Genomic DNA, 19228 nt, shown 5'->3' with positions numbered 1-19228 from the left:
CGGCCCCGAGCGGCTAAGGGCGGGCCAATGATATCGACTTCTTCCTGGCAGGCCAGCGGACTTGTCGCCTTGGGTGGCGGCGCCGGTGCTCTCCTGCGTCTCCATCTCGGCCGCATCGTCACCGCCATCGCCGGACCCGCGGCGCTCTTTCCCTGGGGCACGTTCCTGATCAACGTCGGCGGGTCGCTGGCGATGGGGCTGCTGGCCGGCTGGCTGGCGCGCGCGAACGGCGCAGAGGCCTGGCGGCTGCTGCTCGGCGTCGGCGTGCTCGGCGGCTTCACCACGTTCTCCTCGTTCGCGCTCGAGACCGCCCTGCTGATCGAGCGCGGGCAGGGCGGCCTTGCCGCGGCCTATGCCGCAGGGTCGGTGGCGGCGGGCCTTGCCGGGCTGTTCCTCGGCCTGGCGATCATGCGGGGAGCGGCGGCATGAACAAGCCTTACGAACCGAAGTCCCACAACCAGAACGACGAAGCCGAAGTCCGCCAGTTCACCATCCAGAAGGACGACGCCGGGGCCCGGCTCGACCGCTGGTTCAAGCGCCACCTGCCCCAGGTCGGCTTCGCCACCGTATCGCGCTGGGCGCGCACCGGGCAGATCCGGCTCGACGGCAAGCGTGCCGAGGTCGACACCCGGCTCGAGGCGGGGCAGGTGCTGCGCGTGCCGCCGGGCGGCACCACGCCTGCCAGCAAGGGGCCGCGCAAGCGCAAGCCCCTGACCGACGAGCAGATCGCGCTGGCCGAATCGATGGTGCTCGAAAAGGATCGCGCCGCAATCGTGCTCAACAAGCCGCCGGGCCTTGCCACGCAAGGCGGCAGCGGCACCTACGAGCACGTCGACGGCCTGCTCGACGCCTATGTCGGCGAAGACGAGCCGCGGCCGCGGCTGGTCCACCGGCTCGACAAGGACACCTCGGGCGTGCTGCTGATCGCGCGCACCCCGGGCAGCGCGGCGTTCTTCTCCAAGCGCTTTTCGGGACGCTCGGCGCGCAAGATCTACTGGGCGCTGGTGATGGGCGTGCCCGAGGTGAAGGACGGGCTGATCGAACTGCCGCTCGCCAAGCAGCCGGGCACCGGCGGCGAGAAGATGATGGTCGACGAAAGCGGCGAGGGCCAGCCGGCGCGCAGCCGCTATCGCGTGATCAGCCGGGCCGGGAACCGCGCCGCCTGGGTCGAGCTGCAGCCGCTGACCGGCCGCACCCACCAGCTGCGCGTGCACATGGCGGCGATCGGGCATCCGATCGTCGGCGATGGCAAGTACGGCGGGCAGGGCGCGTTCCTGACCGGCACGATCAGCCGCAAGATGCACCTCCATGCCCGGCGCCTGCGGATCGAGCATCCCGAAGGCGACCTGATCGACGTGACCGCGCCGTTGCCCGATCACTTCGCGGCGAGCATGGCGAGCCTGGGCTTCCACGAGGAAGAGGGCGACCTCGCGCTCGAACCGGTCAAGCTGGTCAGCGAAAAGGACGTCGCCAAGCGCGCGGCCAAGGCGCACGCCAAGGAATACCGCAAGGAACGCCGCGGCGAGCGGCGCAAGCGCGCCGACGGCGGCGGCGGGATCGCCCGCAAGCCGACCGGCAAGCGCGCGGGCGGCGTCGCGGCGGGCAAGAAGCCGGGACCGGGCAAGGCGCCTGCGCGCAAGCCGGCCACGGGCAAGCCGGCCACGGGCAAGCCGCCCGCGCCGCGCAAGCCGGCAGGTCCCGGGCGCTGATGCATCCCAACCCCGCGTTCCGCAACGACGAGCGCGCGCTGCACGAGGCGCTGCTGGAGGAGATCGGCTTCGGCATGATCTTCGCCGCGACGCCCGCCGGCCCCCGCGTGGCCCACGCCCCGCTGCTTTCGACCGGAGACGGGGCGGTGCAGTTCCACCTCGCGCGCGGCAACGCGCTGGCGCGGGTCCTTGCGGGCGAAACCGCGCTGGTCGTGGTCAATGGTCCTGACGGCTATGTCAGCCCGCGCTGGTACGCCGACCCGGCGCAGGTGCCGACATGGAACTATGTCGCGCTCGAGCTCGAAGGGCGCGTGCGGCAGATGGAGCGCGAGGGCCTGCGCGCGCTGCTGGAGGCGCTTTCGGCGCGCCACGAGTCGCGGCTGGCGCAGGGCGCGCCGTGGACCATGGACAAGATGCCTGAGGCGGCGCTGTCGCGGCTGATGGATGCGATCACCGGATTCGAGATGGAAGTGCTGGCCTGGCGACCGACCTTCAAGCTGTCGCAGAACAAGGCGCCCGACGAGCGCGAGCGGGTCGCCGCCGGGCTCGAGGCCGAAGGCTCGCCCGCGATCGCGCAGCTGATGCGGCGGCTGGTGCCATGAGCCTGCGCCTCGCCATCTTCGACTGCGACGGCACGCTGGTCGACAGCCAGGCCGACATCTGCGCGGCGATGGACACCGCCTTTGCCGCCCGCGGCCTCGCGCCGCCCGACCGGCAGGCGACGCGCCGCGTGGTCGGGCTGTCGCTGCACGAGGCAATGCGCCGGCTGCATCCGGAGGGCGCGCACGACGACCACGCCGCGCTGACGCAGGCCTACAAGGACGCCTTTCGCGCCCGCCGCGAAGCCGGCGCGGTGGCCGAGCCGCTCTACGAGGGGATCGTCGGCCTGATCGAGGAGCTTGCCCGCGACGGCTGGCTGCTCGGCGTCGCCACCGGCAAGAGCGACCGTGGGCTTGCCCATTGCCTCGCCACCCACGGCCTGACCGGCCACTTCCTGACGCTGCACACCGCCGACCGCCATCCGTCGAAGCCGCACCCGAGCATGATCGAGGCGTGCCTCGCCGACACCGGCGCCGAGCGGGCCGCGACCGCGATGATCGGCGACACCGCCTACGACATGGAAATGGCGGTCAATGCCGGCGTCCGCGCGTTCGGCGTCGACTGGGGCTATCACGAGCCTGCCGAGCTGATCGACGCCGGGGCCGAAGCGGTGGCGACGTCGATGGCCGAGCTGCGCGCGCTGTTGCGGGGCATGGAATGAGCACGCGCGATCCCGCCTTCGCGCGCTTCGCCGCGCTGCAGGCGGTCCGCCTGGCGGGCGCGCTGATCGCGCTGGCGGGCGTGCTGGTGTCCTCGGGCAATGTCGCCTGGCTGAAGGCCGTGCCGCCCGAAGCGGGCTTCCCGCTGCTGCTGGTGGGGATGGCCGCGTTCTTCTTCGTGCCGCCGCTGCTGGCGCGCCGCTGGAAAAGCAGGGACTGATGAAGCGTTTCTACAAGCAAGTCGCCGTCGCCCAGGAAGGCGAGGGCTACCGGGTCACGCTCGACGGGCGGGGCATCCGCACCGTGGCCGGCCAGCCGCAGATCGTGCCGAGCGCGGCGCTGGCCGAGGCGATGGCCGCCGAATGGGACGGGCAGGGCGAGGAGATCGAGCCTGCGCGCTTCGTGCTGCGCGACATGGCCGACTACGCGCTCGACGTCGTCGCGCCCGATCGCGCGCGGGCGATCGTCGAACTGCTGCCCTACGCCGAGACCGACACATTGTGCTACCGCACCGAGCCCGACGAGCCGCTCGCCGCGCGCCAGCGCGAGGTGTGGGAGCCGCTGCTGGCCGCGGCCGAGGCCCGGCACGGCGTGCGCTTTCAGCGCGTCGCGGGGATCATGCACAAGCCGCAGGCCCCCGACACGCTGGCGGCGCTGCGCACGGTGCTCGAAGGTCTCGACGCCTTCGCGCTGGCCGCCTTGCGCAACACGACCGGCCTTGCCGCCTCGCTGGTGCTGGGGATCGAGGCGATCCTGCCCGATGCCGATCTCGACACGCTGTGGAACGCGGCCAATCTCGAAGAGGACTGGCAGGCCGAACTGTGGGGCAAGGATGCCGAAGCCATGGCGCGGCGCGAGCAGCGGCGCGCGGCCTTCCTTGCCGCGGCGCGCTTCGCCGCCCTCGCCCGCGGTTGAGGCGGGAACCGTCCCGTCGTCCGGATCGCTTTTTCGGCAGCACAGCTGAAGGAGCAGCGCCATGCCGCGCGGAGACAAGGACGCCTATACCGACAAGCAGAAGCGACAGGCCGAACACATCGAGGAAGGCTACGAAGACCGGGGCGTGAGCAAGGACGAGGCCGAGCGCCGCGCCTGGGCCACGGTCAACAAGCAGGACGGTGGCGGCAAGAAGTCCGGCGCGGGCCGGGGGCGCACGAGCGACCACAGCCCGTCGAAGCGCGGCGGGGAAAAGGCCGGTTCCTCGCAAAGCCATGCCAAGCGATCGACTGCGGCGAAGAAGGGCTGGGAAACCCGCCGGCGCAAGGCCGCGCGTTAGTTGTCCTCGGCGTGCCGGTCGCGCCAGCGGGCGCGGATCGAATCCGAGCTTTCGCGGCTGCCGTCGTGGCTCCAGCCGGGTTCGCGCACGAGGTAGGACAGCTTGTGCCGGAACGGCGCGGCGAGAAAATCGCGCAGCATCGCCGCCCATTCGTGGAACGCGGCGTGGAGCAGGTGGAAGCTGCCGAGCTGGCGGACGATGCCGTAGCGGATGCGGCCGAGCCCCGGCGCTTCGCCTTCGCCGAGCTCGCGCTGGAAGGTGCCGAACAGGCGATCCCACACGATCAGCACGCCGGCATAGTTGCGGTCGAGGTAGAGCGGGTTGGTGGCGTGGTGCACGCGGTGGTGCGACGGCGTGTTGAACACCGCCTCGAACCAGCGCGGCATGCGCCCGACCGCTTCGGTGTGGATCCAGAACTGGTAGACGAGGTTCGCGCCGCCGACGGTGACGATCATCGCCGGGGGAAAGCCCACCAGCGCCGGCCAGATGCGGAAGGCGAACGACAGCGCAACGAACCCGGTCCAGGTCTGCCGCAGCGCGGTCGACAGGTTGTAGTGCTGGCTCGAATGGTGGTTGACGTGACTCGCCCAGAACCAGCGGACGCGGTGGCCGGTGCGATGCGCCCAGTAGTAGTTGAAGTCGTCGAGCAGGAAGCAGGCGATCCACGACCACCAGGCCCACGGCACGGTGGCGATGCGGTGGGCGTAGAGCCAGGTGGCCGCCGCATAGACGAGCCCGGCGGTCAGCGCCCCGGCGATCGTGCTGCCGAGGCCGAGCGCGAGGCTGGTCAGCGTATCGGCCGGCTCGTAGGCCTCGGGACGGCGGCGCTGCGCCCAGATCATCTCGAGCACGATGGCGAGGATGAAGACCGGGATCGCGAAGACGACGACCTCGATCGGGTGGTCGAGCGGCTTCATCGCGCGGCTCCGAGACGGCGCAGGCTGGCGGCCCAGGCCTGCGCCTGTGCCCCGAGGTCGAGCGTGACCGCGCCAAACCGCCGCTCGTGCGTGGCGATGGTGAGGAACTGGCGGTCGAGCCGGATGCCTTGGTAGTCGACGATCAGCCTCGCGGCGAAGTGGCTGCCGTGGCGGCGCAGCAGCAGGACGCGCCCGTCCGCACCGCGCACCAGCGCGCCGATCCGCGCGCGATCGAGCGCGACCTCGACCGGATCGATCCCGCAGATCGCCTCTTCGGCAAGCGCGCGGGCATGGTCCTCGTCACGAATGCGCACGTCGCCGCCGAGCTTCATCGCGCGCGCGACCCACCAGATGGCGAAGATCGCGACGAGCGACAGCAGGCCCTGCGCGGCAAGTCCCGCCAATGGATTGATGCCCCCCGACATCGTCCTTGCGGCTCCGAAGCTCAGCCGTGGGCGGCGAGCATGTCGACCTGCGCGCGGATCGGGCCGATGTCGTAGCCCGCCCCGGCCGCGCAGGCGGCGATCTGGTCGGGCGCCATGCCGCGCTTGGCCTGGGTCAGCGCCCACAGCAGCGTGGAGCGCGTGCCCGAGCGGCAATAGGCGAGCACGGGCGCATCGCCCGCGCTGGCGAGCGCGGCGTCGAGCGCTTCGACCTGCGGCAGCGAAAAGCCCGCGTGGCTGACCGGGATCGCGACATAGGCGATGCCCGCGGCCCTCGCTGCGGCTTCGATCTCGGCGCCCGGGGTCTGGTCGTCGGATTCGCCCTCGGGGCGGTTGTTGACGATCAGGCCGATGCCGAGCGCTTGGGCTTCGGCGACGTCCTCCACGGTAATCTGCGGGCTGGCGTAAGTCTTGTCGTCGATCTTGCGGAACATGCGCATCATCCCCTTGCGGCCGCGTCGGCTGCCCGGCGCTTTTCGCGACGGTTGCGACCGACGATGTTGAGCAACTCGACGAATACCGAGAAGCCCATCGCGGCGTAGATGTATCCCTTGGGAATGTGGAGTCCGAAGCCGTCGGCCAGCAGCACGAGACCGATCATCACCAGGAACGAGAGCGCCAGCATGACGAGGCTGGGGTTCTTCTCGATGAATTTGGCGAGCGGGTCGGCCGCGACCATCATCAGCGACACGGTGGTGACCACGGCCGCGATCATGATCGGGATTTCGTCGGTCATGCCGACCGCGGTGAGGATCGAATCGATCGAGAAGACGAGATCGAGCGCGATGATCTGCGCGATCGTCGCGCCGAAGTTGGCGACGACCGCCTGTCCGGCGCTGCCCCCGTGTCCCGCTTCGCCGTGTCCCGCTTCCCCATGACCCTTGTGGTCGAGCAGCTCGCCGCTCGGCTCGGGGTCGATGTTGTGGTGGATCTCCTTGGTCGCCTTCCACAAGAGGAACAGGCCGCCCGCGATCAGGATCAGGTCGCGGCCCGAGAAGGCGGTTTCGAACGTCGGCTCGCCGTGCGGGCCGGGCTTGCCGGCGATGCCGAGGTCGATCAGCGGGGCCTGGAGGGTGACGATCCAGCCGATCAGGGTGAGCAGCCCCAGGCGCAGGCCGAGCGCGAGCAGCAGGCCGATGCGCCGGGCCTTCTGCTGCTGTTCGCGCGGCAGCTTGTTCGACAGGATGGCGATGAACACCAGGTTGTCGATGCCGAGCACGATCTCGAGCAGGACGAGCGTGACGAAGGCCGCCCAGGCGGCAGGATCGGTAAGAAGCGCAAGGATGTCCATGGGGTGGCTTGTGCCGAATGCGGCGCGCGTCGGCAAGGCGAGAGCGTCCTTGCGGCAAATGTCAAAGTATTTCGCGCCAATTTCACCGAAAACGGTGGATTCCGTTCGCGCTCGACGTTTTTGTCGGCTATAGTCCAAGGTGCAATGGAGAGGGCCGGCTGAAATCCGGCGTGATTCCCTTGTCGCGCCGCCGGCATTCGAGTCCGGCCAGCGGTGCCGGGAAAGCAGGGCGAAGCGAAGGTTTACTGGTTTTTATGGGTTTTGACAGAGGGCGGCGGGGTCGCGGACGCGACAAGCGCGACGGTTTCGGCGACGAAGGTGGTTTCGATCCCTACGGTGGCGGCGGCTTCGGCGGCGGTGGTTACGACCGCGGCGGCTTCGGTGGCGGCGGCGGTCGTGGCGGCTTCGGCGGCGGTGACCGTGGCGGCTTCGGCGGCGGCGATCGCGGCGGCTTCGGCGGCGGCGGTGGTGGCGGCTTCGGCGGCCCGCGCGGCGGCGGTGGCGGCGGCTTCGGCGGCCCGCGCGGCGGCGGCATGCCCGCCCAGGTGGTCGGCACCGGCAAGGGCGTCGTCAAGTTCTTCAACGGCCAGAAGGGCTTCGGCTTCATCCAGCGCGAAGACGGCGGCGAAGACGTGTTCGTCCACATCAGCGCGGTCGAGCGTGCCGGCCTCGAAGGCCTGGCCGAGGGCCAGCAGCTCGAGTTCAACCTCGTCGACCGTGGCGGCAAGATTTCGGCGGCCGACCTCCAGGTCGTCGGCGACGTAATCCCGGTCGCGGCCAAGCCGGCTGCGCCGCAGCGCCAGCTGACCGGCGAGAAGGCGACCGGCACGGTCAAGTTCTTCAACGCGATGAAGGGCTTCGGCTTCATCACCCGCGATGACGGCCAGCCGGACGCCTTCGTGCACATCAGCGCGGTGGAGCGTTCGGGCCTGCGCGAGCTGAACGAGGGCGACAAGCTCGAGTTCGATCTCGAGGTCGATCGACGAGGCAAGCACTCGGCGGTCAACCTGGTGCCGCGTCAGGACTGACCCCGACCGCATTGCCCGTCGGCGCGTTTGACCGCGGGCCTGCAACATACTAGACGCGCGCAGATGGCGGCCTTCCGGGGCCGCCATTTGTCGTTTGCGATTCCCAACTTCAGACCGCACCCGCGGCCCTGCGCCGCATCGTACCCGCGATTGAACAGGAGATGTCGATGTCGATCACCCCGCTGATGCCCGTCTACCCCCGGTGCGGCGTGCGTCCGGTGCGAGGCGAGCATTGCCACCTGATCTCCGAGGACGGCACGCGCTACCTCGATTTCGCCAGCGGCATTGCGGTGAACCTGCTCGGCCACTCGAACGAGCACCTGATCGGGGCGATCCAGCGCCAGGCGGCGACGCTGATGCACGTCTCGAACCTCTATGGCAGCCCGCAGGGCGAGCGCCTCGCGCAGCGGCTGGTCGACCTCACCTTCGCCGATACGGTGTTCTTCACCAATTCGGGCGCCGAAGCGGTGGAGTGCGCGATCAAGACCGCGCGCGCCTATCACCAGCACGTCGGCAACACCGACAAGTACGAGCTGATCACGTTCCGGAACGCCTTCCACGGCCGCACCATGGCCACGATCAGCGCCTCGAATCAGGAGAAGATGCACCACGGCTTCCTGCCGCTGCTGCAGGGCTTCAAGTATGTCGACTTCGACGATCTCGAAGGCGCCCGCGCCGTGATCGGGCCGAACACCGCGGGCTTCCTGGTCGAGCCGATCCAGGGCGAAGGCGGCATCCGCGACGCCTCGGAAGCGTTCCTCAAGGGGCTGCGCGCGCTGTGCGACGAGCACGACCTCGTGCTAATCTTCGACGAAGTGCAGTGCGGCGTCGCCCGCACCGGCACGCTCTATGCCTACGAACAGTACGGCGTGACGCCCGACGTCATGGCTACCGCCAAGGGCATCGGCGGCGGCTTCCCGATGGGCGCCTGCCTCGCCACCGAAAAGGCCGCGCGCGGCATGGTGATCGGCACGCACGGCAGCACCTATGGCGGCAATCCGCTGGCGATGGCGGCGGGCGAAGCCGTGCTCGACGTAGTGGCGAACCCCGAATTCCTCGCGCAGGTCACCGCCACCGGTGAACGGCTGCGCGGCCGGCTCGAGCAGTTCATCGGCAACTATCCCGACCTGTTCGAACTGGTGCGCGGGCGCGGGCTGATGCTCGGCGTGAAGATGAAGGTCGAGCCGCGTCCGTTCGTCGCGCACATGCGCGACAACCACCAGCTGCTGGCGGTCGCGGCCGGCGACATGACCTTCCGCGTCCTGCCGCCGCTGGTCATCGGCGATGCCGAGATCGACGAGTTCATGGACAAGCTTTCGGCCGCGGCGGCGAGCTATAGCGTCGAAAGCCCTGCGACATGAGCAAGCGCGACTTCCTCAACCTCGCCGATGCGGGGGGGGACAGCATCGCGGCGATGCTCGCCGATGCGATCGACGCCAAGCGCGCGCGGTCGGGCCAGCCGAAGGGGCGGGTCGATCCCGGCGCGCCGCTCGCCGATCACGTGCTGGCGATGGTGTTCGAAAAGAACTCGACCCGCACCCGGGTGTCGTTCGACATCGCCATCCGCCAGCTCGGCGGCAGTGCCGTCATCCTCGACTCGAACACGACCCAGCTCGGCCGTGGCGAAACGATCGCCGACACCGCGCGGGTTCTGAGCCGCATGGCCGACGCGATCATGCTGCGCACCGACGACCATGCCAAGGTCGAGGAACTGGCCCATTACGCCAGCGTGCCGGTGATCAACGGCCTGACCGACCTGTCGCATCCCTGCCAGATCATGGCCGACCTGCTGACCGTGATCGAACACGGCAAGGCGCTGCCAGGGCTCGAGGTGGCATGGCTCGGCGACGGCAACAACGTGCTCAATTCGATCGTCGAGGCAGCGGGACTGATGAAGTTCCATGTGCGCATCGGCGTGCCCGAAGGCTACGAGCCCGACCGCGGCTTCATGGCGCGGGCCGAGCAGGGCGGGGCGCGGATCAGCCTCCATCGCAACCCGGTCGAGGCGATCGCGGGCGCGGATGTCGTCGTTACCGACACATGGATCTCGATGGGCCAGGCCCATGCCGAGGCGAAGCTCGCGGCAATGGCGCCGTTCCAGGTCGACGAACGCCTGATGGCCCACGCGCGGCCGGACGCGCTGTTCCTGCACTGCCTGCCGGCGCACCGGAACGAAGAAGTGACCGACGCGGTTATCGATGGACCCCGCTCGGTCGTCTGGGACGAGGCGGAGAACCGGATTCACGCACAGAAGTCGGTCCTGCGCTGGGTGTTTGGACAGATCTGACGATGGCGCAGCAGGAAACGGATGCCGACCGGACCGGGTTCGATCGCATCCTGCAATTCACCATTCCCGATCGTGACACGCGCGGCCGGATGGTGCGGCTCGGCCCCGTGCTCGACGAGATCCTCTCGGCGCACGCCTATCCCGGGCCGATCCGCAACCTGCTGGCCGAGGCGCTGGTGCTCACCGCCCTGCTCGGCTCGCTGCTCAAGGACGGCAAGGGCCAGCTGACGATGCAGGCGCAGACCGAGGACGGCGTGGTCGACCTGCTCGCGTGCGATTTCCGCAATGGCGAGCTGCGCGGCTATGTCCGCCACGATCGCGCCCGGCTCGACGAGCTGGGCCCTAATCCGACGCTGCATGCCCTGTTCGGCGACGGCTATCTTGCGATCACCTTCGACCTTGCCGCCACCGGCCAGCGCTACCAGGGCATCGTGCCGCTCGAAGGCGCGAGCCTGAGCGATGCGTGCGAGCGCTATTTCTGGCAGTCCGAACAGGTCCCCACCCTGATCCGGGTCGGGCTTTCGACCGTGCCCGGGCAGTGCGCCGCAGGTGGCCTGCTGCTGCAGCATCTGCCCGAAGGCGAGGAAGGGCGCGAGCGTCTGCACGTGCGGCTCGATCACCCGGAATGGGAGCACGTCTCGATCATGGGCGGCGCGGTCAGCCCGGCCGAGCTGGCCGATCCGACGCTCGATCTCGAGAGCGTGCTGTGGCGGCTGTTCCATGAAGAGCGCGAGGTGCGGATCGCGCCGGGCGCCGGCATCGTGCGCGGCTGCCGCTGCACGCTCGAGCACTACCGCGAGCTGATCGCGCGTTTCCCGGCGGACGAGCAGGCCGAGATGGCGGACGAGGCGGGCGAGATCGTCGTCGACTGCGCCTTCTGCTCGAAGGAGTTCCGCATCCGCCCGGCGTGATGCGCGCCTTGCCGGCGACCATTGCCTCGCCCGGCGCCGGCCGCTAGCCATCGGGCATGGTCGCAATGTCTTCCGGCGCCGAAGCGCCTCTCGCCGTGGTCCTGCTTTCGGGCGGGCTCGATTCGATGGTCTGCGCTGGCCTTGCCAGGGAGCAGGGCTTTCGCGTGCTCGCGCTGACCATCGACTACAACCAGCGCCACCGCATCGAGCTCGATGCCGCTCGCCGGATCGCCAGCCGGGTCGGGGTGGAGCGCCACGTCATCCTGCCGCTCGACTTGCGGCAGTTCGGTGGGTCGGCGCTGACGGCCGACATCGACGTGCCCAAGGAGGGCCTCGGAGCGGACATCCCGGTCACCTACGTGCCCGCGCGCAACCTCGTGTTCCTCTCGCTCGCGCTGGCATGGGCAGAAGCGGCCGGGTCCGCGGACCTGTTCATCGGGGTCAATGCGCTCGACTATTCGGGCTATCCCGACTGCCGGCCGGAGTTCGTTGCCGGGTTCGAAAGCCTCGCCCGCGTCGCCACCAGCTATGGCGCCAAGGGGGGCAAGGTCACCGTCCATGCGCCGCTGCAGCATCTGCGCAAGTCGGATATCGCCCGCGAAGCGGCCCGATTGAAGCTTGATGCAGGGGAGAGCTGGTCGTGCTACGATCCCCTCCCCGATGGCCGCGCCTGCGGTCAATGCGACAGCTGCCGCTTGCGTCGTGCCGGGTTCCAAGAAGCGGGCCTGGATGACGGGACGATATATGGGTGAGGTTGCAAGGGACCCGGGCGAACAGAGCGCCCGGGTCGAAGGGTACAGTTGGTACGCCCTGGGCGTGCTGGTTCTGGTGTGTTTGCTCAATTTCGTCGATCGGCAACTGCTGACGATCCTTGCCGCCGACATCAAGCGGGATCTCGCGATCGACGATGGCCAGTTCGGGTTCCTCTACGGGACCGCGTTCGGGGTCTTCTATGCGCTGTTCGGCATCCCGCTCGGCAAGTTGGCGGATCGTTATGCGCGCACGCGGCTGCTTTCGATCGGCCTTGCGCTCTGGTCGGGGATGACCGCCTTGTCCGGCCTCTCACGGTCGTTCGTGCAACTCGGCGCCGCGCGGATCGGCGTCGGCGTCGGTGAAGCCACCGCGGGCCCTTGCGCCTATTCGCTGCTTGCCGACTATTTCCCGCCCCGCCGTCGCGCGACCGCGATCGCGATCTATTCGGCAGGCATCTATCTCGGGGGAGGGGTGTCGCTCTATCTCGGCACGTCGATAGCCAGCGCGTGGAACCACGCCTTCCCGGTCGGGGCGCGTCCGCTCGGGCTCGCGGGATGGCAGGCGGCGTTCCTTGCCGTCGGGCTCCCCGGGCTGCTGCTCGCCGCATGGGTCCGCAGCCTGCGCGAGCCGTTGCGCGGCCGATACGAAGGGGCGGTCCATGCCGACATGCCCGGCAAGGACGCCTTGCGCGCCTTCGTCGCCGATCTCGGCACGATCGTCCCGCCGTTCACGCTCGTTGCTGCCGCGCGGCGGGGCGGGAGCGCGCTCGTCGCGAACCTGGTGGTGCTGGCGATCATTTCCGCCTGTGCCGCCGCGGCGACGGTCACGCTTGGCGATCCGTTGCAATGGATCGCGCTCGGCACCGGGATCTATGCGATCGCATCCTGGGCGAGTGCGCTGCGCGCCGCCGATCCAGCCGCTTATGCGGTCATCTGGAAATCGGCCCCGATCGTCGGGCTCAACATCGGGTATGGCCTGCTGAGCGCGGTGTCCTATGCCAGTGCGGCGTTCGGTCCGCTGTTCGCGATGCAGTATCACGCGATTTCGCCCACTGCGGTCGCGCTGGTGGTGGGCGGATCGGCGGCGGCGGGCGGCGCGCTCGGCGTCATCGCGGGCGGCGCGCTCGGCGACCGCGTCGGGGCGAACGGCGCGAACTCCCGGCGCATTCTCGTGGTGATCTTCGCATCGGCGCTTTCGCTGGTGCCGAACGTGATCTCCTTGCTGACCCCTTCGCCGACGGTTTTCCTGCTTTCGGTATTCCCGATGTGGTTCCTCACCAGTGCGGCGCTCGGGGGATCGTCGGGGGCGATGGTCAATCTGGTCCCGCCGGGTTTGCGCGCCACCGCGACGGCGGCGTTCTTCCTTGGCGCGACCATTCTCGGTCTCGCTCTCGGGCCCTACAGCGCCGGGCGCGTGTCAGCCGAATTCGGCAGCCTGCGGCTCGGCCTCGGCGCGATGCTGCTGTTGTTCATTCCAGCGTTCGTCGCCCTCGCCGTCGCCTGGCGCAGCTGCCGTCGGCTCGAGCGATAGGCCCGCGCGCGCTGCGCGTCAGGCGGGCTTGAACACGCCGCAGGCGATCCTGCTGCCGCTGTTGCCCGATGGGTCGGTCATGTAGTCGTCGGCGCTTTGGTGGATGACGATGGCCGTGCCGTCCTGGTCGAACAGGGCGGACCGGATGTCCGCGATCGAGCCGGGCAGCGTTGCAGTGGTCCGTCCGCTGCCATCGGCCCCGACATCGAGGTTGGGCAGGTCGCCCAGGTGTGGTCCGGCAGGATTGTGCATGCCGTGGGCACGCGCAGACGGGTTGAGATGCGGCCCTGCCGACGTGAAGGCGGGAGCCTCGCATCGGCCCGTGGCATGAAGATGGAGCCCGTGTTGCCCCGGCTTGAGCGCGCGGGCATCGACCGACAGCACGGCGCTCGCAGCCTGGTCGGTCACGGTGGCGGTGCCGATCGGTGCGCCCGTCGCGTCGAGGATCTCGGCCGTCGCGATTGTCGTTGCTGCAGGCGCGACCGTCGCGCAGCCGCTCGTTGCGAGTGCAAGGCCGCCTGCTGCTGCTGCCAGTACCAACCTGTTCATCACGCCCTCCCCAAACCCGGTTGCTACACCCAAACGAAGAAGGGGCCGGATTGCTCCGGCCCCTTCCAAAAACAACCTGTCGGTTCGCTTACATGCCCGAGCCCGGACCGTAAGTGATTTCGACGCGGCGGTTCTGCAGTTCGCGCACGCCATCCGCGGTCGGAACGCGCGGGTTGGCTTCACCGAACGCCTGGCTGGTGATCGCCGACGCCGGGACGCCGTGCGAGGTCAGGTACGACTGGACCGAAGCGTTACGACGCGCCGAGAGGCCGAGGTTGTACTTCGGCGAACCCGAGCGGTCGGTGTAACCGGCCAGCATGATCGGCACGTTGGCGCAGTTGCCATAGGCCGTGACGGCGTTGTCGAGGATCGTCGCAGCTTCCGGCGTGATGTCCGACTTATCCCAGTCGAAGAACACGATGTACGGACCCTTGTTGCACACCGGAGCCGGGGGCGGCGGGGGCGGCGGGGGCGGCGGCGGGGGCGGCGGCGGCGGCGGCGGAGCCGGCTCCGGCATCGGCTCGGCGCCACCGAAGTTGTAGCCCAGCGTCGCGAGCAGCGAGTGCGAGCGGAAGCGCGTCTCGATCGGAACGCCGGCGAGCGCGAAGTTGCCGGTGAGCTTCACGTTGTCGGCGTTGAAGAAGCGGTACTTAAGGCCCACGTCCCAGTGGCTGCTGATCGGAGCGCGAACGCCCGCGATGGCCTGCCAGGCGAACACGGTGTCCGAATCGTCGACGCCGCCGAACGACTTGATCACGTGATACTTGACGTTGGCTGCGCCGACGCCGCCACCGATGAAGCCCTGCAGGCCGTCGTCGTCGCCGAAGTCGAGCAGGCCGTTGACCATGTAGCTGAGCGCACGAGCATGACCGCGCAGGTCACCATCGTCGCGGGTCAGCGTGGTGCCGCCGATTTCCAGCGTGTCGTTCAGCGCATGGCGGTAGCTGACTTCGGTTTCGAGGCGGAAGCCGCCGAAATCGTAGCCGACGATGCCGCCGAAGTCATAGCCCGTCTTGGTGTCGAGGGTGGCCGCATTGGCAACGCCGCCGACATCAAGTTCCGAGTTCTCGACGATCATCGCGCCGCCATCGGCCTCGACGTACCACGAGTCATTCCGGGCCAGAGCCGGCGTCGCCATCGCTGTCGACGCCAAGGCAAAGCCAAGGACCAGTTTCCGCATAATCGTTTCCCCTTTTAGCGAAATCACGCCACGTCGTGGCAGATGTCTACCGGTTCTATTGTATTCATGCAAGCGGGCAGGCATCCAATCTGTTGCCCAAAAACAACTGGTACGGGTCGTTCTTGCAGCAAAGCGTCGTGAAACGCGCCCTCATGTGCCGTCCAAATGCCACCCGGAATGATTGGTTCCGCTAAGCTGCCGAAAAAATCCCCGCCGAAACCAGCAGGCTGACCACCGCCGAAATCGCGCTGCGGGCCTGCGCATCGACCACGCCGCCACCCGTCGGCGCCGCCGGCGCGACCGCGTATTGCCACGTGGAATCGAACCGGGCGCGGGCGTTGCGCTGCCGATCTTCGACCGCCATGCCGGCAACCGGGGCGATGAAACGCCAGCCGCCTTCGGTCCAGATTGCAAGCTGCCCGGCCCGTCCCGCGAAGTCTCCGCTCGGCGCGGTTGCGATGATCCAGGCCTTGCCGGGCGCCGGCGAAGCGGGCGGCGAGCCGAGGGTTCCCTCGACAACCGGCGACAGCAGAAAGTCGGCGAGCAGGATCGCCTCGTTCACCGTCGTTTCCTTCTGGCTCTGGCCTGCGAACAGCAGCGGCAGAGCAAGCCGCGGTGTGCTGGATGCGTAAGTAATCGTATCGGTCATGTGCAACTCCGCGCTGGTTTTGAAGTCATCCCGCGACGATGATCAGAGGCTTCGACATCGAATTCTTTCCGACCTGCCGGACCGCGATGCGATAGGGGGCCGTTCCGAACGGGGCGAGCCGGGCCGCTGCGATCGTCAGGCTGGACGTTGCCGTGACGAAGCGTGCGGCCAGGGCTGCCGGATCGCCGAGCGTGACCTCCCAGGCCTCGCTTTCTTCGTTGAGCGGAACTTCGACTTCGTCGCTCCACCGCCAGGCGCCGCGGGCGCGTCGCACCCAGCTCACCGCGAGCGAGCCGTCGGGCAGCATTGCCGCGCGGCCATGCACCGGACTCAACGGACGAAGCGCCGAACCTCTACCGCGAACGGGCGCGCGGACCGGGACCGGGTCGCCGATGCCGATCGCGACGACTTCGCCGGCATCCGTGGCTGAGCCTTCGGCGATGCGCACGACGCGGCTGTCGACGAGCACGAACGGTTCACCGGCCGCATTGTGCGATCCCACCGCCCATTCGGTGCCGCCGCGGCCGCGCAGCAAGGTCGAGAGCCGCCAGCGCGCGCCGCCCAGCGGAACCGCCTTGCCGAACTGAAGCAGTTCGTCCCCGACCAGCGCGAGGTTCGCCCCTGCGGCGAGCTGGGCCATGTCGGCATCGCGCAACGAGAAGTCGGGCGAGGCCAGTGCGACATCGAGCGTGTTGCGCAGATCGACGATCAGCGGAGATCCGGCGCCCGGGCCCGACAGCGTCTCGCCCAGCGTCGCGCGCCGCGCCGGAACGGCGCCGATCGCGGCGAGGCCCGTGGCGGCATCGTCCGGGCCGGCGAACAGCGCCGCGCCCTTCCAACCCGCTCCCGCACTCGATGCGGCCACCTGGAGCGGCGCTTCGCCCTCGGCCCCGGTCCCGTCCCAGGGCAGCTCGAATGCAGCGAGGACGGTCGCGGTCGCGCTCAGGTCGGCCGGCGCATTGTACCGGCCGGGATCGGTGCCGCCTGCCGCCGGGACGTCGGTTATCGCACCCGGCGCAATCGAGGCGAGGTTCAGCGAAACGCCGTCCTTTTGCCATTCCCAGTCCTCGACGCGCCACAGCCCCTTGGCAACCGGCACGCGGACGATCGGCGCCGCGAGCAGCGCGGGGTCGATTTCGGTAGTGCGGTAGCTGATCCGTTCGACCGCGTGCGAAAGGCGCAAGGTTGCCGCGTCGGCGATGGCGCGCGCGCGCTCCGCCGGCAGGGCTGCCGGCAGGTCGATCGTCCGCATCTCGCCCTGCTCGCTGCGCCCTTTGCCGCGCTGGAAGCCCGGTTGGTAATCGCGGGTGGTGTCGTAGTAGCGAACGGCGCAGTTCGCGATTGCGGGCATCGGCTCGCGGCGCTTTGCCCAGCCGCTGCTCCTGCTCCGCCCGCGGTCGTCCTCGTTCGCCGCGGGCTCGGCCAGCAAGGGGATGGTCGCGGTGGCCCGGTCGGCCCGCACCACCGACAGGACCTCGTCGCTGACCCAGGTCGCAAGCGGGATCGCGGCGGAAATGGCCGAGATCGTGTCGGCGGCGCTGCCCTGGTCGATGGTGAAGCCGTCGAAGCTGTCGCCGGTCACTGCGCAGCGGGCTTCGGGCGCGATCTCCGCGAGGATCGTCGCCAGATCGCAATGGTCGTCGGCGATCACTTCGAACGTCAGCGAGGGAATGCGATTGCCGAACGACGACAGCTGCAGGTCCTCGAACACTACGAACGCGATGCCGCGGTGCGCCGGACACCGCCCGGCGGCTTCGGCCTGCGCCATCAGCGGGTCGGGCGCCTGGTCGCCGTGGCCGGTGTGGACGCGGACCGTCCCCCCGGCCTTGAGGTCGCCGGCCGCGCCGCGCAGGAGGTTGCCGTCCGCCCAGATCCTGCCGATGCCCTTGATCGGGCGGCTGGAGACGGCGACGGCGAACGAGGCCGTGTACTCGTAGGTCTTGACCTTGGGCTGGCCCTTGCCGCTCGAACCGGTCTCCTCGTGCTCGACCAGTTCGGTCGACCAGATCACGCTTCCAGCCGTGCGGATCGTTCCGAAATGCAGCGGCAAGGCATCGCCGTAGCTCGAGGTCTGGATCTTGAGATCCTGCAGCCGGGGGCCCGACCTGGCGCCGCCGGCGAAGATCGCCTTGTCGATCTGGCGTCCGGCCAGCGCGCCGATCGCGCCTCCGATCGGGCCGCCGAGGACCGTGCCGACTGCGGTGAGGACCAGCGTTGCCATTTCGATTGTTCCTATCTTGCGTCGAGGCGCCATTCGCCTGCCACGGGCCATGGCAGGTCGCCGGCGAGGAGGGTCACGCGCCGCAGCCCGGCGTGCGCGTGGACGAAGCCCTGATCGGTGCGGACCAGCAGGTGCGGCTGGACCGGGTTGGGCAGCGCCAGCACCAGATCGCCGTTGCCGGGCACCTCGATGAAGCCGTGTTGCCGCGCGATCCTGGCGAGTGCGTCGGTATCGGCGTGGCGCAGGCGGTAGCCGGTAGGGGGCGCCGCCCGGTATCCGGCCTCCCGCATGGCCAGCGCGACCAGCCCGACGCAGTCGACGCCCGCGTCCCGGTCCCGACCGTGCAACCGATAGCGCACGCCGACAAGGTCGAGCGCCGCGCGCGCCAGCTGCGCGTTCATGCGCCGGGCAGGGCGTAGCGCGCCAACAGGTCGTTCCCGGGAAGGTAGGGCTCGCCCTGGAAGTTGACGGCATTGCCGTACCGCGCGGCACAGGTCGCGATCGTGTGGTCGCACCCCTGACGTGCCAGGATCGGCGTGCCAGCCAGGACCGCATCGTCGAGCCGGCGATCCAGCAGCAGCCAGCCCTCGCTTACCGTTTCGATCCTTCGCCACAGGCCACAGGCGGGGCCATCGAGAATGCGCAGCCGGCCGAAGGCCAGCGCGTCGATGTCCGAACCGATCGCCACGCGCACCGCCGCGCCGTCCGGCGAGACCTCGGTGATCGTCCCCTGCGAGGTATAGGCGGCCGCCGACAGCGAGCAGCCCCGTCCGCAGAACTCGGCGCGGCAGGTCGGCGATGTCCGCACCACCAGCTCGCGGTCGAGCAGGACCTTGAGCGATTGCAGTTCGGCCGAGAAGCCGTCGCCCTCGATCCCCACCGCGCCGATGGTGCCGCGATAGAGCTCCTGCTGCTCGAGCGTTTCCCAGTCGACCAGGCCGAGAACGATCGCCGCGCCGTCGAAGCGACCCGCGGCAAGGTCTTCCTCCCGGATCGCGTCGTGGCTCAATGCGCCGACGATTTCCGCACTGTCGGGCTCGAGCGAGCCGCTTTTGCGAATGGCCGAGGGAGTCATCCCCGGCGCCGTGCGGTGGAGCAGCGAGCCGAACCACAGGTTGCGGTCGTGGCTGGTGAAGCCCAGCGTTACCCCGTCCAGCCGTTCGATCCGCCACCACACCGCCACGGTTTCGAGCGGCTCGCGAAACCACACGCGCCCAGGATCGCTCAT

General features: G+C 69.3%; 23 protein-coding genes. 13 read left to right on the top strand and 10 right to left on the bottom strand.

The window, feature by feature from the left end:
• The first annotated feature begins 27 nt into the window (after positions 1-27).
• The 7 genes from crcB (at position 28) to K3A85_RS17585 (ending at position 4241) form a co-directional block, all read left to right on the top strand.
• Positions 28-429, top strand: coding sequence for a fluoride efflux transporter CrcB (gene crcB / locus K3A85_RS17615; RefSeq protein WP_225207824.1), 402 nt, complete (start codon positions 28-30; stop codon positions 427-429).
• Positions 426-1709 (top strand): RluA family pseudouridine synthase, encoded by a 1284-nt coding sequence (locus tag K3A85_RS17610; protein ID WP_225207822.1) that lies wholly within the window; start codon positions 426-428, stop codon positions 1707-1709. Before crcB ends, K3A85_RS17610 begins: the two co-directional genes overlap by 4 nt.
• Positions 1709-2311, top strand: a complete 603-nt coding sequence (locus K3A85_RS17605; protein ID WP_225207821.1) for an FMN-binding negative transcriptional regulator — start codon at positions 1709-1711, stop codon at positions 2309-2311. The genes K3A85_RS17610 and K3A85_RS17605 overlap by 1 nt, the downstream gene beginning before the upstream one ends.
• Complete coding sequence (locus tag K3A85_RS17600; protein ID WP_225207819.1) at positions 2308-2970, top strand: HAD-IA family hydrolase; 663 nt, start codon at positions 2308-2310, stop codon at positions 2968-2970. Before K3A85_RS17605 ends, K3A85_RS17600 begins: the two co-directional genes overlap by 4 nt.
• A complete protein-coding gene (locus K3A85_RS17595) occupies positions 2967-3188 on the top strand; it encodes a hypothetical protein (protein WP_225207817.1) in 222 nt (73 codons plus the stop codon). The genes K3A85_RS17600 and K3A85_RS17595 overlap by 4 nt, the downstream gene beginning before the upstream one ends.
• Positions 3188-3883 (top strand): ATP12 family chaperone protein, encoded by a 696-nt coding sequence (locus K3A85_RS17590; protein ID WP_225207816.1) that lies wholly within the window; start codon positions 3188-3190, stop codon positions 3881-3883. The genes K3A85_RS17595 and K3A85_RS17590 overlap by 1 nt, the downstream gene beginning before the upstream one ends.
• 61 nt (positions 3884-3944) lie before the next feature.
• A complete protein-coding gene (locus K3A85_RS17585) occupies positions 3945-4241 on the top strand; it encodes a plasmid stabilization protein (RefSeq protein ID WP_225207815.1) in 297 nt (98 codons plus the stop codon).
• Here K3A85_RS17585 and K3A85_RS17580 read toward each other — a convergent pair.
• From K3A85_RS17580 to K3A85_RS17565, 4 genes are read right to left on the bottom strand one after another with little or no spacing between them, the layout of a single operon-like run.
• Positions 4238-5158, bottom strand: coding sequence for a sterol desaturase family protein (locus K3A85_RS17580; protein WP_225207814.1), 921 nt, complete (start codon positions 5156-5158; stop codon positions 4238-4240). The genes K3A85_RS17585 and K3A85_RS17580 overlap by 4 nt on opposite strands.
• Positions 5155-5583: a hypothetical protein gene (locus K3A85_RS17575; protein WP_225207813.1), complete on the bottom strand. Its 429-nt coding sequence runs from the start codon at positions 5581-5583 to the stop codon at positions 5155-5157. Before K3A85_RS17575 ends, K3A85_RS17580 begins: the two co-directional genes overlap by 4 nt.
• Before the next feature lie 20 nt (positions 5584-5603).
• Positions 5604-6035 carry a TIGR01244 family sulfur transferase gene (locus K3A85_RS17570; protein WP_225207812.1) on the bottom strand — a complete coding sequence of 144 codons (432 nt, stop codon included), beginning with the start codon at positions 6033-6035 and terminating at the stop codon, positions 5604-5606.
• Between the two features lie 5 nt (positions 6036-6040).
• Complete coding sequence (locus tag K3A85_RS17565; protein ID WP_225207811.1) at positions 6041-6892, bottom strand: TerC family protein; 852 nt, start codon at positions 6890-6892, stop codon at positions 6041-6043.
• Positions 6893-7146: 254 nt separating this feature from the next.
• Between K3A85_RS17565 and K3A85_RS18165 the strand changes: the two genes are divergently transcribed.
• From K3A85_RS18165 to K3A85_RS17530, 6 genes are all read left to right on the top strand, one after another.
• Positions 7147-7920 (top strand): cold-shock protein, encoded by a 774-nt coding sequence (locus tag K3A85_RS18165; protein ID WP_318248102.1) that lies wholly within the window; start codon positions 7147-7149, stop codon positions 7918-7920.
• A gap of 167 nt (positions 7921-8087) precedes the next feature.
• Positions 8088-9281: an aspartate aminotransferase family protein gene (locus tag K3A85_RS17550; protein ID WP_225207810.1), complete on the top strand. Its 1194-nt coding sequence runs from the start codon at positions 8088-8090 to the stop codon at positions 9279-9281.
• On the top strand, positions 9278-10207 hold the full coding sequence (gene argF / locus K3A85_RS17545) for an ornithine carbamoyltransferase (RefSeq protein WP_225207809.1): 930 nt from the start codon (positions 9278-9280) through the stop codon (positions 10205-10207). Before K3A85_RS17550 ends, argF begins: the two co-directional genes overlap by 4 nt.
• 2 nt (positions 10208-10209) lie before the next feature.
• Positions 10210-11118: an Hsp33 family molecular chaperone HslO gene (gene hslO / locus K3A85_RS17540; RefSeq protein ID WP_225207808.1), complete on the top strand. Its 909-nt coding sequence runs from the start codon at positions 10210-10212 to the stop codon at positions 11116-11118.
• 65 nt (positions 11119-11183) lie between these two features.
• Entirely contained in the window at positions 11184-11870 is a 687-nt protein-coding gene (gene queC / locus K3A85_RS17535; RefSeq protein WP_225207834.1) for a 7-cyano-7-deazaguanine synthase QueC, read from the top strand.
• Positions 11863-13401 (top strand): MFS transporter, encoded by a 1539-nt coding sequence (locus tag K3A85_RS17530; protein ID WP_225207807.1) that lies wholly within the window; start codon positions 11863-11865, stop codon positions 13399-13401. Before queC ends, K3A85_RS17530 begins: the two co-directional genes overlap by 8 nt.
• An 18-nt stretch (positions 13402-13419) precedes the next feature.
• Here the strand turns inward: K3A85_RS17530 and K3A85_RS17525 are convergent, their stop codons facing one another.
• The 6 genes from K3A85_RS17525 to K3A85_RS17500 all read right to left on the bottom strand — a co-directional run bounded on the left by K3A85_RS17525 (position 13420) and on the right by K3A85_RS17500 (position 19228).
• Complete coding sequence (locus tag K3A85_RS17525) at positions 13420-13950, bottom strand: superoxide dismutase family protein (RefSeq protein WP_225207806.1); 531 nt, start codon at positions 13948-13950, stop codon at positions 13420-13422.
• 88 nt (positions 13951-14038) lie between these two features.
• The gene (locus K3A85_RS17520) at positions 14039-15130 is read right to left on the bottom strand and encodes an OmpA family protein (protein ID WP_225207805.1); all 1092 of its coding nucleotides are present in this window, start codon (positions 15128-15130) and stop codon (positions 14039-14041) included.
• Between the two features lie 190 nt (positions 15131-15320).
• A complete protein-coding gene (locus K3A85_RS17515) occupies positions 15321-15779 on the bottom strand; it encodes a DUF2793 domain-containing protein (protein ID WP_225207804.1) in 459 nt (152 codons plus the stop codon).
• Between the two features lie 25 nt (positions 15780-15804).
• Positions 15805-18000 (bottom strand): GTA baseplate fiber-binding domain-containing protein, encoded by a 2196-nt coding sequence (locus K3A85_RS17510; RefSeq protein WP_225207803.1) that lies wholly within the window; start codon positions 17998-18000, stop codon positions 15805-15807.
• 11 nt (positions 18001-18011) lie between these two features.
• Positions 18012-18401, bottom strand: a complete 390-nt coding sequence (locus tag K3A85_RS17505) for a peptidoglycan endopeptidase (RefSeq protein ID WP_225207801.1) — start codon at positions 18399-18401, stop codon at positions 18012-18014.
• Positions 18398-19228, bottom strand: coding sequence for a DUF2163 domain-containing protein (locus K3A85_RS17500; RefSeq protein ID WP_225207800.1), 831 nt, complete (start codon positions 19226-19228; stop codon positions 18398-18400). The genes K3A85_RS17505 and K3A85_RS17500 overlap by 4 nt, the downstream gene beginning before the upstream one ends.

Source organism: Novosphingobium huizhouense (assembly GCF_020179475.1).
In the GTDB taxonomy this organism is placed as follows: Bacteria; Pseudomonadota; Alphaproteobacteria; order Sphingomonadales; family Sphingomonadaceae; genus Novosphingobium; species Novosphingobium huizhouense.
Note: the sequence above shows the minus strand (reverse complement) of the source record. Positions and strands in the feature narration are given on the sequence as shown.